This window comes from Streptomyces sp. AgN23 (assembly GCF_001598115.1).
Lineage (GTDB): Bacteria > Actinomycetota > Actinomycetes > Streptomycetales > Streptomycetaceae > Streptomyces > Streptomyces antimycoticus.
Window position 1 is genome coordinate 4,977,690 of the sequence record NZ_CP007153.1, and the last position, 14,565, is coordinate 4,992,254.

The 14,565-nt window shown below is 73.9% G+C and carries 1 protein-coding gene; it reads right to left on the bottom strand.

All coding sequences use genetic code 11. The features are described from left to right. Window positions 1-14,298 (bottom strand): non-ribosomal peptide synthetase, encoded by a 14,298-nt coding sequence (locus tag AS97_RS21365; protein ID WP_210565470.1) that lies wholly within the window; start codon window positions 14,296-14,298, stop codon window positions 1-3. Window positions 14,299-14,565: the final 267 nt, after the last annotated feature.

The window sequence follows — 14,565 nt, forward strand, 5'->3', positions numbered from 1 at the left end:
TCACCACTCGTCCTCCAGCAACTCGATCTCCTCCTGCTCCAGATTCGACAGGGCGAGGTCCGAGGGGGTGTGACCGCCCGCGCCGGGTCCGGCCGCATGGAGCGCCATCCCCTCCAGGGCGCGCAGCCACGCCTCGCCGACCTCCCGTACCTCCGCCTCGGACAGCACGTCCTGGGCGTAGCTCCACGTCACCATCAGCTCCGGGCCACCGGGGCGGTCGATGGTGACGGCGTTCAGCTCCAGTCCGTACGGGGTGAGCGGACCGTCGGCGCCGAGGTCGAGCCCGAGTGCCTCCGAGGCCGGGCGCCAGTCGCCCCCGGGCCCGTCGTGGAACTCGACCCGGCCCAGATAGTTGAACCCGATCCGCGGCACGGCCGACCCGACCAGCTGTGCGGCCGTCTCCCGGTCCAGATGGCGCAGCAGGCCGTAGCCGATCCCGGTGCCGGGCACCGCGCGCAGCTGTTCCTTGATCCGCTTGACCACCCGCCCGGTGGCCGGGCCGCCCGACCACAGGTCGCCCCACTGCACCTGGCCGGGGTCCAGCCGCACCGGGTGGAGGCTGGTGAACCAGCCCACCGTGCGGGACAGATCCACGCCCCCGACACTCTCGTCCCGGCCGTGCCCCTCCACGGCGACCAGCACCGAGGTGGCCGTCGAGCCCAGCCGGCGGCGCCGGTCGGCGATCGCCAGCGCCAGCGCGCTCAGCAGCACGTCGTCCACACCGCAGTGGAACACCGACGGCACCTGGTCGAGCAGCGGCGCGGTCCGTGCGGCCGGCAGCGTCATGGTGACGCGGGCGACCGGTCCGGCCGGGTCGTGCCCGGGGGCCGAGGTGGCCCCGCCTGACGGGGTGTCCGGGGCGCCGAGCCGGACGTCCGGGACGGACAGGATCTCCGTCCACAGCGGCAGTTCCGCCCGCCGTTCCGGCCTGCGCACCTCGGCCGCCAGCCGTTCGCTCCACCGGCGCACCGAGGTGCCCACCGGGGGGAGCTCGGGCTCCCGTCCGGCGGCGAGGGCCGTCGCGATGTCGGCGAGGTCCCGCAGCAGGATCCGCCAGGACACCCCGTCGACCACCAGGTGGTGGGCGACGAGCAGCAGCCGTCCCGGCTGTCCGGGACCACCGTCGAACCACACCGCGCGCACCATCTCGCCGTCCCGGGGCGCCAGTTCCGCGCTGGCCTCGGTGAGGGCGCGGTCGAGCAGCGGGGCGAGGTCCCCGGCCGCGGCTTCGGCGATGCCGACCCGGCGGACGCGATCCGCGCAGGACACCGCCCCGGCCGGTGGCACGCTCAGCCGCCAGCCCCCCTCGTCGTCCTCGCCCAGCCGGGCGCGCAGCACATCGTGCCGGTCGTGCAGCGCCTGAAGCGCGGTGGTGAGCGTCGGCAGGTCCAGGCCCGCCGGGGTCCGGACGAGCATCGGCTGACCGAAGGAGTCGATCGCACCACCGCGCTCACGCAGCCAGTGCATGATCGGCGTGGGGGCGAACTCGCCGACGGGGTTGTCCGGTTCACGGGAGACCGCGTCGTCGAGCACCTCCGCCACCGCGGCGAGCCCGGCCACCGTCTTGTGCTCGAAGACGTCGTTGACGGCGAGGACCAGACCCGCCGCGCGGGCGCGGGCGATGAGCTGCATCGACACGATGCTGTCGCCGCCCAGTTCGAAGAAGCTGTCGTCGATGCCGACCGAGGACAGCCGGAGCACCTCGGCGAAGACCGCGCACAGCGCCTCCTCGACCGGGTTCCGCGGGGGCCGGGAACCGGCCGCCGCGCCGAAGCTCGGCGCGGGCAGCGCCTTGCGGTCCAGCTTGCCGTTCGGGGTGAGCGGCAGCCGGTCCAGGACCACGAACGCGGACGGGATCATGTACTCCGGCAGCGACTCGCCGAGCTTCGTGCGCAGCAGTCCGGGATCCAGCTCCTCACCGGGGGTCCGCGGCACCACATAGGCGACCAGACGCGCGGCCTCGCCCTGGTCGGCGCGGGCGAGCGCCACGGCCTGGCCGACCGCCTCATGGGCGGTCAGCACCGTCTCGATCTCCCCGAGCTCGATCCGGAAGCCGCGCACCTTCACCTGGTGGTCGGCCCGGCCCGAGAACTCCAGCCGGCCGTCGGCGGTCCGGCGCACGATGTCGCCCGTGCGGTACATGCGCTCGCCGGGGCCGCCGAACGGGCAGGCCACGAACCGCTCCGCGGTCAACGCGGGCCGGTTGTGGTAGCCCCGCACGACGCCCGCGCCGGCGATGTACAGCTCGCCCGGCACCCCGGGGGCGACCGGCCGCAGTCGATCGTCCAGCACATAGACCTGGGTGTTGGCGATCGGAGTGCCGATCGAGGGCACGCCGTGGCCGTCCGTCAGGTCCGCGGCCGTCGACCAGATGGTGGTCTCGGTCGGCCCGTAGAGATTGGTCAGCCCGGCGGCCGACGTACGCAGCCGCGCGGCCAGGGCCTCCGGCAGCGCCTCACCGCCGACCAGCACCCGCAGCCCGCGCAACGCCTCCGGCGACGCGGTGACCATGGCCTGCCACAGCGACGGCGTCGCCTGGACGATGCCCGCCCCGGTGTCCTCGGCCATCCGCAGCAGCGCGGCCGGGTCGCGCACGGTGTCCCGGTCGGCGATCACCACGCCCGCGCCGCACAGCAGCGGCAGATAGAGCTCCAGCGCCGCGATGTCGAACGACACCGTGGTGACCGCGAGCAGCCGGTCGGCGGGGCCGAGGCGGAACCGCTCGGCCATGTCGTCCAGGAAGTTGCTCAGCGCGCCGTGCGGGACGACCACGCCCTTGGGGCGGCCGGTCGAACCGGAGGTGTAGATGACATACGCCGGGTGGTCCGGCGAGCACACCACACCGGGCGCGGCCGTGGGCGCCGCCGCCAGCTCGGCGACGGTGGCCGGGTCGTCCAGCACCAGAGCCGGTACGCCACCGCCCATCGCATCACCGGTGGCAGCCGCCTCCCCATCGCCGTCCCCGCCGCCCGCCGTGAGCAGCGGCGCGGTGCCGGAGGTGACCAGTGCCAGCGCGGGGCGGGCGTCCTGGAGGGTGTAGCCGATCCGGTCCTTCGGGTGGTCCGGGTCCAGCGGCAGATAGGCCGCCCCGGTCTTGAGCACGGCCAGCAGGGCGACGAGCAGGTCCGCGGAGCGCGGCATCGCCACGGCCACCAGGCGCTCGGGGCCCACCCCGCGGGCGGTCAGCAGCGTGGCGAGCCGGTTCGCCCGCTCGTCCAGCTGGGCGTAGGTCAGCTCGACACCGCCGGAGACCACCGCGACGGCCGACGGCGTACGGGCGGCCCGCGCCCCGTACAGCTCATGGACCCGGCGCGCGGGCAGCGGCCGCGCGGTGTCGTTCCACTCCACCAGCACCCGCTCGCGCTCGGCCGCCGACAGCACATCGACCTCGCTGACCCGCAGCCCCGGATCACCGGTGACCGCCTCCAGCACCTGGACCAGCCGCCGGACCAGCGTCTCCACGCTGTCCTCGTCGAACAGCTCGGTGCTGTACTCGCAGACGCCGGACAGCGCGCCCGGCCGCTCCGGCCGTTCACCGAAGGCGAAGCTCAGATCGACCTTGGCGACGCCCAGGTCGACCAGTTCGGGCCGCAGGGCCAGCCCGCCCAGCGCGGTCTCGGCGGCCGGCATGTTCTGGACCATCAGCATGACCTGGAACAGCGGATGCCGGGCCAGCGACCGCTCCGGGTCGACCACCTCCACCAGCCGCTCGAACGGCAGGTCCTGGTGGGCGTAGGCGTCCAGCGCGGTGCGCCGCACCCGGTCCAGCAGCTGGTCGAACGTCGGGTCGCCCGAGGTGTCGGTACGCAGCACCAGCGTGTTCAGGAAGACGCCGATCAGGTCCTCCAGGGCCTGGTCGGAGCGCCCGGCGATGGGGCTGCCGACCGGGATGTCCTCTCCGGCGCCCAGTTTGGTCAGCAGCAGGGCCAGCGCCGACTGCAGCACCATGAAGGTGCTGACCCCGCGGGCCCGGGCCAGCGCGGTGAGCCGGTCGTGCAGCCCGGGTTCGATCGCGAAGTCCAGGGTGCGGCCGCGGTGCCCGGCCACGGCCGGCCGGGGCCGGTCGGTGGGCAGGGTCAGCTCGTCCGGCAGCCCGGCGAGCGCCTGGCGCCAGTACGCCAGCTGACGGGCGGCCAGGCTCCGCGGGTCGTCCTCGTCGCCGAGGTGGTCGCGCTGCCAGAGGGTGTAGTCGGCGTAGCTCAGGGGCAGCGGCGCCCAGGCCGGGGCCCGGCCGTCGCAGCGGGCGGCGTAGGCGGCCGACAGGTCGCGCACCAGCGGCGCCGTGGACCAGCCGTCGGTGGCGATGTGATGGATCACCACGGCCAGGACGTACTCGCTCTCGCCGAGCACGAACAAGGTGGTGCGCACCGGGAGCTGAACGGTCAGGTCGAAACCCCGGGTGACGGTCGCCCGGAGCAGCTCCGGCAGCGCGGCCTCGGCCGTCTCCACCACGGTCAGCGGAACGCGCACCGCGTCCGGGTCCCAGACCTGCTGCCGGGGCGAGCCGTCGGTCTCGGGGAAGACCGTGCGCAGACTCTCGTGCCGGCCGATCAGATCGGACAGCGCCAGCTCCAGCGCCGCCCGGTCCAGCGCCCCGGACAACCGGAGCACCACCGGCACGTTGTAGGTGGCGCTCGGCCCCTCCATCCGGCCCAGGAACCACAGCCTGCGCTGGGCGGACGAGAGCGGGAGCACCTCGGGCCGCTCGCGGGCGGTCAGCGGCAGCCGCGCGGCCGCCTCCCCGTCCAGGGCCCTCGCCAGCGCCGCCACGGTCGGGGCCTCGAAGAGCGTGCGGACCGACAGCTCGACGGCCAGCACCGAACGGATCCGGTTGACGATCCTTGCCGCCAGCAGCGAATGGCCGCCCAGGTCGAAGAAGTTGTCGTCCACGCCGACCGCGGGCACGCCGAGCACATCGGCGAACAGACCGCAGAGGATCTCCTCGCGGGGTGTGCCCGCCGCGCGGCCCGCCGACGCAGGCGCGTACTCCGGGGCGGGCAGCGCCGTGCGGTCGAGCTTGCCGCTGGCGTTCAAGGGCAGTGCCTCCAGCACCACGAACGCGGACGGCAGCATGTAGTCGGGCAGCGACGCGGCGAGCGTGTCGCGCAGCGGGCCCGGTTCCGGTGCCTCATCCGGGTCCTGCGGCACCACATAGGCGACCAGCCGGCGTTCGCCGCTCCGGTCGTCGCGGGCTACCACAGCGCAGTCGGCCACGCCCTGGCAGGCGGAGAGCACGGCGGCGATCTCGCCGGTCTCGATCCGGAAGCCCCGGATCTTCACCTGGTCATCCGCCCGGCCCAGATACTCCAGCAGCCCGTCCGCGGTCCAGCGGGCCAGATCACCGGTCCGGTACATGCGCGCGCCATCACCGGCGAACGGATCGGCCACGAACCGCGACGCGCTCAGCCCCGGCCGCTTCAGATACCCCTGCGCCACGCCGCCACCGGCCACGTACATCTCCCCCGGCACCCCTGGGGGCACCGGGCGCAGCGCACCGTCCAGCACATAGATCCGCAGGTCCGGAAGGCCCCGGCCGATGAGCGAGCCCGCGCCGGAGGCCGCCAGTTCCGCGTTCAGCGGCAGATGGCTGACGTGGACCGTGGTCTCGGTGATGCCGTACATGTTCACCAGCAGCGGGGCGCAGGCGGCGCCCGCACCGTGCCGTTCGTACCAATCCGTCAGCCGCCCCAGATCAAGCGCCTCGCCGCCGAAGACCACATGGCGCAGCGCCAGCCGGTCGCCGGTCGCCGGGTCCTCCCGGTCGGCGTGGACGAGCTGGTAGAAGGCCGATGGCGTCTGGTTGAGGAAGGTCACCCGCTCGTCCGCCAGCAGCCGCAGGAAGCGCTCCGGCGCACGGGACACGTCGAACGGCACCACCACGAGCCGACCGCCGTGCAGCAGCGGCCCCCACAGCTCCCACACCGAGAAGTCGAACGCGTAGGAGTGGAACAGCGTCCACACCTCGTCCGGGCCGAACGCGAACCACTGCCGCGTGTGCTCGAAGAGCCGCACCACATTGCCGTGCGAGACCACCACGCCCTTGGGACGCCCCGTCGAACCCGACGTGTAGATCACGTACGCGGGTGCTCCCGGTACGAGCGGCGCGATCCGCTCGGCGTCCGTCAGGTCCGTGCCCGGCAGCCCGGCGAGCCGGCCCGCGACCGCCTCATCGCCCAGCACCACCCGCGCCACGCCCTCCGGCAGCGGCACCTCGACCCGGGTGTCCGTCACCACGAGCGCCAGGTCCACGTCCGAGACCGTGTAGGCGATACGGTCCGCCGGATAGGAGGGGTCGATCGGCACATACGCGGCACCCGACTTCACCACCGCCAGCAGCGCCACCACCAGATCCACCGACCGCGGCAGCACCAGACCCACGAACCGGCCCGGCCCCGCGCCCTTCTCGACCAGCAACCGCGCCAGCGCGTTGGCCCGCTCGTTCAGCTCCCGGTACGTCAGCCCGTCCCCGCCCAGGGACACCGCCCGCGCACCGGGACACTCCCGCACCCGCGCCTCGAACAGCTCCGGAAGGGTGGCCACGACCTCACCGGCCGCGTCCCCGTTCCACTCCACCAGCACCCGCCGGCGCTCCGCCTCGGAGAGCAGGTCGATCTCCGTGACGCGGACGGCCGGGTTGGCCGCCACCGTCTCCAGGAGGCGTACGAACCGGTCGGCCAGCGTCTGCGCACCGGCCCGGTCATACAGGTCGGTGTTGTAGACCAGCGTGCCGGTCATCCCGGCCGGGGCGCCGCCCGCGTCGAAGGTCTCGCCGATGGCGAAGTCGAGGTCGAACTTGGCCGTGCGGTTGTTGGCGGGGTGCAGCCGGGTGTCCAGACCGGGGAAGCGCAGCTTCAGCTCGGGGATGTTCTCGAAGGTCAGCATGGTCTGGAACAGCGGATGCCGGGAGAGCGACCGGTCCGGGCTCAGGGTCTCCACCAGCAGGTCGAACGGCACCTCCTGGTGGGCGTAGGCGGCCAGGTCCGCTTCCCGGACCCGCTCCACCAGCTGCCGGAAGGTCGGATCGCCCGACACGTCGTTGCGCAGCACCAGCGTGTTGACGAAGAAGCCGATGCCGTCCACCAGGGACTCGTCGTTGCGGCCCGCGATGGCCGTGCCGATCGGGATGTCCTCGCCCGCGCCCAGCCGGGACAGCAGCCCGACCAGGGCCGCCTGCACCACCATGAAGAGGCTGGCGCCGCTGGAGCGGGCGATGTCGGTCAGCGCGGCATGCAGCTCGGGGCTCAGGGACAGCGGCAGCCGGTCGCCGTCGTTGCCCAGCACCGCCGGGCGGGGCCGGTCGGTGGGCAGCTCCAGCTGCTCGGGCAGACCCGCCAGGGTCCGCTTCCAGTAGTCCAGCTGACCGCCGAGCAGGCTGTCCGGGTCGTCCTCGGCGCCCAGCAGCTCGGCCTGCCACAGCGTGTAGTCCGCGTACTGCACCGGCAGCGGCCGCCAGGTGGGGGCGGATCCGGTGCGCCGCGCGGTGTAGGCGGCGACCAGGTCGTCCACCAGCGGGCCGAAGGACCAGCCGTCGGCGACGATGTGGTGCACCACGATCAGGAACACGTGCTCGGTGGGGCTCAGCACCAGCAGGTCCGCGCGGATCGGCAGTTCGGCGCCGAGGTCGAAACCGCGCCGCGCCACCTTCGACAGCGCCTCGTCCAGCCGCTCCTCGGCCACTTCGGAGACCCGGATCTCGGCCTGGGCCTCGTCGGCGTCCAGCACGACCTGGGAGGGCACACCGTCGCGGTCGGGGAAGAGGGTGCGCAGGCTCTCGTGGCGGGCGATGACGTCGTGCAGCGCGGTGTAGAGCGCGCCGCGGTCCAGCCGTCCGGTGAAGCGCAGCGACACACCCAGGTTGTAGGTGCCGTCCGCGTGGTCCAGCTGGTTGATGAACCACAGTCCGCGCTGCGGGTACGCCAGCGGCACCGCCTCGGGGCGCTCCCGGGGCGTCAGCGGGGCGCGCGCCCCGGTGGCCCGGTCGACCAGCCGGGCCATCTCGGCGACGGTCGGCGCGTCGAACAGGTCGCGCACCGCCACATCGACCCCCAGGACGGCCTGGATGCGCAGCACCAGCCGGGTGGCGAGCAGGGAGTGCCCGCCCAGGGAGAAGAAGTTGTCGTCCACCGATACCGAGGCCAGTTCGAGGATCTCGGCGAAGAGTCCGCACAGCACCTGCTCCTGCGGGGTCCGCGGCGGCCTGCCCGCTCCCTCGCCGGTGAGCTCCGGCTCCGGCAGCGCCGTGCGGTCGAGCTTGCCGTTGGGGGTGAGCGGAAGGGTGTCCAGGGCCAGTACGGCGGAGGGCACCAGGTAGTCGGGCAGCTCCTCGGCGAGCTGGTCGCGCAGCGCGGTCGCATCGAGGCGGTGGCCCGGGGCGGGCACCGCGTAGGCGACCAGCCGCTTGTCCCCGGGGCGGTCCTCGCGCACGACCACGGCGGCGGAGGCGACACCGGGCCGGCGGGCGACCGCGGCCTCGACCTCACCGGGTTCGATCCTAAAGCCCCGGATCTTCACCTGGTCGTCGGCGCGGCCGGCGAACTCCAGCACCCCCTGCTCGGTCCAGCGGGCGAGGTCGCCCACCCGGTACATCCGGCTGCCCGCCGGACCGTACGGGTCGGCGACGAACCGCTCCGCGCTGAGCGCGGGCGCCCGCCAGTAGCCGCGCGCCAGCCCCTCGCCGGCGAGGTACAGCTCGCCGACCACGCCCGGCGGCACCCGGCGCAACTGGCCGTCCAGGACCTGGGCCCGGGTGTTGTCCAGCGGGGCACCGATCGGTACCACGTCGGGCACCCGGTCGGCGGAGGTCACCCGGTGGAAGGTGGCGAAGGAGGTGGTCTCGGTCGGGCCGTAGGTGTCCTTGAACACCATGCCGGGGAAGCGCTCGAGCAGGGCACGCACCGCCGTACCGGGCACGATGTCGCCGCCGGCCAGCAGCTCCCGCACACCGGTCAGGCAGTCCAGGTCGTTCTCGGCCACGACGCGGAACAGCCCGGCGGTCAGGTGCAGTCCGGTGATGCCGTGCTCGGCGATCATCCGGCGCAGGGTGCGGACGTCCAGGTCCTGCGGCGGGGCGATGACCACCGTGCCGCCGGTGAGCAGCGGCACCCACAGCTCGTAGTTGGCGGCGTCGAAGGCGTGCGGCGCGTGCAGCAGCACCCGGCGGTGGGCGTCGGCGGCGAAACAGCCGTCCAGGGCGAACGCCAGCAGATCGCGGTGGGTGACCGCGACGCCCTTGGGGCGGCCCGTCGAGCCGGAGGTGAACATCACATACGCGAGCCGCTCGGGCTGGACGGCCACCGCGGGGGGCTGGTCCGGCTGTGCGGCGAGGTCATCGAGGTCGCCGTCCACCGCGACGATGGTGGCCCGGTGGCCGAACTCCAGCTCCGGCTGGGCCCGGTCGACGAGCAGCACCGACGGTTCGGTCCGCTCCATCACCTGCTCCCAGCGGCTCTGCGGGGCGCGCGAGTCCAGCGGCACGTACGCGGCACCGGCCTTGAGCACGGCGAGCAGGGAGACGACGAGCTCCACCGAGCGCTGCTGGAGCACGGCCACCCGCGCCTCCGGGCCGGCGCCCACGGCGAGCAGCCGGTGCGCGAGCCGGTTGGCGCGCGCCTCCAGCTCCCGGTAGCTGATCTCGGTGCCGTCCGCGGCGAGGAGCGCGGTCGCGTCCGGGGCGGCGGCCACCCGCTCGGCGAACCGGGCGGGCACCGAGCCGGTGAGCGCGGGCACCTCGCGGACCGGACCGGCCCACTCCACGGCCAGCCGGCGGGTCTCCTCGGGTGCCAGGACGTCGATCTCGGCGATGCTCGTCCCGGGCCGCGCGACGGCCGACTCCAGCACCTTCAGGAACCGCCGCACCATCCGGCCGACGGTCTCGGCGTCGTACAGATCGGTGGCGTACAACACCTGCCCGCCGATCCCGGCGGGCGCTCCGGCCTCGTCCCGGCGCTCGCTGAAGTCGAATTGCAGGTCGAACTTGGCGATGGTGAGGTCGCCCGGGGCCACCGAGGCGGTCAGACCGGGCAGGTCCAGTGTGCGGTCCGGGTGGTCCTGCATGCTCAGCAGGATCTGGAACAGCGGGTGCCGGGACCGCGAGCGGTCCGGGTTGAGCACCTCGACCAGCCGCTCGAACGGCACGTCCTGATGCGCGTAGGCCGCCAGGTCGGCCCGGCGGACCCGGTCCACGAGGTCGGTGAACGTCGGCCGCCCGGAGGTGTCGGTGCGCAGCACCAGCGTGTTGACGAAGAACCCGACCATGTCGTCCAGGGCCTCGTCGGTCCGCCCGGCGATCGGGCTGCCGACCGGGATGTCGTCGCCCGCGCCGAGCTTGGACAGCAGCACGGCCAGCGCCGCCTGGAGCACCATGAACACGCTGGCGCCGCCGGCGTGGGCGACGGCGAGCAGCTCACGGTGGAGTTCGGGGCCGATCTCGCAGTCCAGTACGGCGCCGCGGTGGCTCGCCACGGCGGGCCGCGGCCGGTCGGTGGGGAGGGCCAGTTCCTCGGGGAGACCGGTCAGCGCGCTCTTCCAGTACGCCAGCTGACGGGCCAGCGGGCTGGTCTCGTCGGAGTCCTCGCCCAGCAGCGACCGCTGCCACAGGGTGTAGTCGGCGTAGGTGACCGGCAGCGGCTCCCAGCCGGGGGCCCGGCCGTCGCAGCGGGCGGTGTAGGCGGCCGACAGATCGCGCACCAGCGGCGCCAGGGACCAGCCGTCCCCGGCGATGTGGTGGACGACGACGGACAGCACATGCTCGCCGCCGCCGAGGTGGAACAGCTCGGCGCGCAGCGGCAGTTCGCCGGCGAGCCGGAAGCTGTGGCTCGCGGCGGCCGCGAGGGCGGCGGGCAGGTCCGCGGCGGTGACCTCGGACGCGTACGGCAGCGGCGGCAGCTCGACGGCGGCCACCAGGTGCTGCCGGGGCTCACCCGCCGTGTCGGGGAAGACGGTGCGCAGGCTCTCGTGCCGCAGCAGCACATCGCGCAGCGCCGCCCGCAGCGCCGCGACGTCCAGCTCGCCGGACATCCGCAGCAGGAAGGGGATGTTGTACGTGGGGTTGGGTCCGTCGAGCCGGTCGAGGAACCACAGCCGGGCCTGGGCGAACGACAGCGGCATCGGGTCGGGCCGGTCCACCGGGACCAGCGCGGTCCGCGCGGCACTCGCGGTGTCCAGCAGTTCGGCGAGCGCGGCTACGGTGGGCCGGTCGAACACCTCGTGCACGGCGAGTTCCACGCCGAGCACGGAGCGGGCCCGGCCGGCGAGCCGGGTGGCGGCCAGCGAATGGCCGCCGAGGGCGAAGAAGTTGTCGTCCACCCCGACCCGGGGCACGCCGAGCACCTCGGCGAACAGCCCGGCGAGCACCTGCTCGCCCGGGGTGCGGGCGTCGCGTCCGGCCGCCCCGCCGGCCACCTCGGGCTCCGGCAGCGCCCGCGCGTCGAGCTTGCCGCTGGGGGTCAGGGGCAGCGCGGGCAGGGTGACGAACGCGGCGGGCAGCATGTAGTCCGGCAGCGACTCGCCGAGCTTCTTGCGCAGCAGCCCGGAATCCAGCGCCTCGCCGGGGGCCCGCGGCACCACATACGCCACCAGCCGCCGCTCACCGCCCCGGTCGTCCCGGGCGACCACGGCGCAGTCGGCGACGCCCTGGCAGGCCGACAGCGCGGCCGCGATCTCGCCGGTCTCGATCCGGAATCCGCGGATCTTCACCTGGTCGTCGGCGCGGCCCAGGTATTCCAGCAGCCCGTCGGCGTTCCAGCGCGCCAGGTCGCCGGTGCGGTACATCCGGCTGCCGTCGCCCGCGAACGGGTCGGCCACGAACCGGCAGGCGCTCAGGCCGGGCCGCTTCAGATAGCCCTGCGCGACACCGGCGCCCGCCACATACATCTCCCCGGCCACGCCCGGGGGCGCCGGGCGCAGCGCGCCGTCCAGCACCCGCACCCGCAGATCGGGGATGCCCCGGCCGATCAGCGAACCGGCGTCCGAGGCGGCGAGTTCGGCGTCCAGGGCGAGATAGCTGACGTGCACCGTGGTCTCGGTGATGCCGTACATGTTGACCAGCAGCGGTGCGCAGGGGGCGCCCGCGCCGTGCCGTTCGTACCAGTCGGCCAGCCGCCCCAGGTCCAGCGCCTCGCCGCCGAAGACCACATGGCGCAGCGCCAGCCGGTCGCCGGTCGCCGGATCCTCCCGGTCGGCGCCCGCGAGCTGGTAGAACGCCGACGGGGTCTGGTTGAGGAAGGTCACCCGCTCGTCCGCCAGCAGCCGCAGGAAGCGCTCCGGCGACCGCGACACCTCGAACGGGACCACCACGAGCCGCCCGCCGTGCAGCAGCGGCCCCCACAGCTCCCACACCGAGAAGTCGAAGGCGTAGGAGTGGAACAGGGTCCACACCTCGTCGGCGCCGAAGGGGAACCACCGGCGGGTAGCGGCGAACAGCCGGACCACGTTCCGGTGGGAGACCACCACGCCCTTGGGGCGCCCGGTGGAACCGGAGGTGTAGATGACGTACGCGGGGGCCACCGGCAGCAGGGGCGAGGGCCGGTCGGCGTCGGTCAGATCGGTGCCGGGCAGGGCGGCGAGCCCGGCCCGCACCTCCTCGTCGCCCAGCACCACCCGCTCCACGCCCTCCGGGAGCGCCACCTCGACCCGGGTGTCCGTGACCAGCAGGGTCAGGTCCACATCGGAGATGGTGTACGCGATGCGGTCCGCCGGATACGCGGGGTCGATGGGCACATAGGCGGCGCCCGACTTCACCACCGCCAGCAGCGCCACCACCAGGTCGATCGAGCGGGGCAGCACCAGGCCCACGAACCGGCCGGGCCCCGCGCCCCGCGCGACCAGCAGCCGGGCCAGCGCGTTCGCCCGCGTGTTCAGCTCGGCGTAGGTCAGCGTGTCCGCGCCCAGGGACACCGCCCCCGCCTCGGGGCACTCCCGCACCCGCGCCTCGAACAGCTCGGCGAGGGTGGCGGTGGCGGTCTGGGCCGCGTCGCCGTCGAAGTCCGCCAGCACCTGCCGGCGCTCGGCCTCGGTGGCGATGTCCAGCGCTCCGAGCGCCCGGTCCGGCGCACCGGCGCCCAGGGCGCGCATCAGTCCGGTCAGCCGCTCGCCGTGGCGCTCCACCTCGGCGGCGGAGTACAGCTCGGGGCTGGCGTTGAGTTCCACCCGCAGCCCGCCGTCACCCGCCCGGTTGTCCACGACGACGGTCAGATCGTCGTCGTGGCCGATGGTCAGGTTGTGCACCACGCCCGGGTGGCCGCCGAAGTCCAGGTCGTAGTCGAACATGATGATGTTGACGCGCGGGCCGACCAGGCGCCTGCCGTCGGCCAGCGCGCCGACGTCGCGGCGCAGCTCCTCGTAGCGGTAGCGCTGGTGGCGCAGGGCGCCGCGCATCCGCCGGGAGACCTGGCCCAGCAGTTCGGCGACGGTGTCCCCGGGCCGTACGGACAGCCGCAGCGGCACGAGGTTGGACACCATGCCGGGCACGTTGGCGGCGTCGCCGCCGGGGCGGGCCGCGACCGGGAGGGCGAGGACGACATCGCTGCGGCCGGTGACCCGGTGCAGATACAGCGCCTGGGCGGCGACGGCCACCGTCGGCCAGGCCGTACCGGCCTCGCGGGCCAGCGACCGGATCGACTCGACGGCGGCGGGCTCCAGCGTGGACACGACCCGCAGCAGCGGGCCGTCCGGATAGCGGGTGGGCTGTGCGGTCAGGCCATGCGCCTCGGGGCGTTCGGCCAACTGCTCGGCCCAGTACCGCCGGTCGCCGGCGATCTCCTCGGACCCGCCGTACGCGGCGTCGGCCTCGATGAGCTCCCGCAGACCGCCGTGGCCGGACTCCGGACACGGCTGCCCCGCCGAGGCGGCCGAGTACACGGCGGCGACCCGACGGGCGACCATGCCCACGCTCAGGCCGTCCAGCGCGATGTGGTGATGGCGCTGGTACCAGACGTACCGGTGCTCGGCGAGCCGGAACAGCGCGAAGGTGAACAGCGGTCCGGCGGAGAGGTCCACCGGACGCCTCTGGTCGGCCGACGTCCAGTCGCGCACGGCGGCTTCCGGATCGTCCTGTCCGGACACGTCCACGAGGTGGAACGGCCAGTCGAGTGCGGGCGCCACCACCTGGTAGGGGCCGTCGGCGTCCTCGCCGAAGGACACCCGCAGGGCCTCGGTCTCGTCCACCACCCGCCGCAGGGCGGCCTCGAACAGCCCGGTGTCGACGGGGCCCTGGATGTCCACCCGCTCCGCCAGGCCGAAGAGCGGATTGGCGGAGTCGCCCTGGACGGCGTACCAGATTCCCCGCTGGCCGTCGGTCAAGCGGAATCGAACACCCTGCGGGAGAGACATGCACTCACTCCACATTCGATGGGAGAAAGGAGACGGTCGGCTGAACAGCCTTCACGCTTCGCAGCCTCTCCGACGCCCGTGAGGTGCGACAACGACAGTGCAAAGAATTGAGTACGCCCCGTGCCGGACCCCGCGCGAGACGGCTCGGGCGCCCCTCCTGCGTGCGGTGCAGACCGCCTCCCCCACACGGCTGAGCCGGGCCCTTCCTGCGGTGGATGTGCGGGGCATCGAACCGCT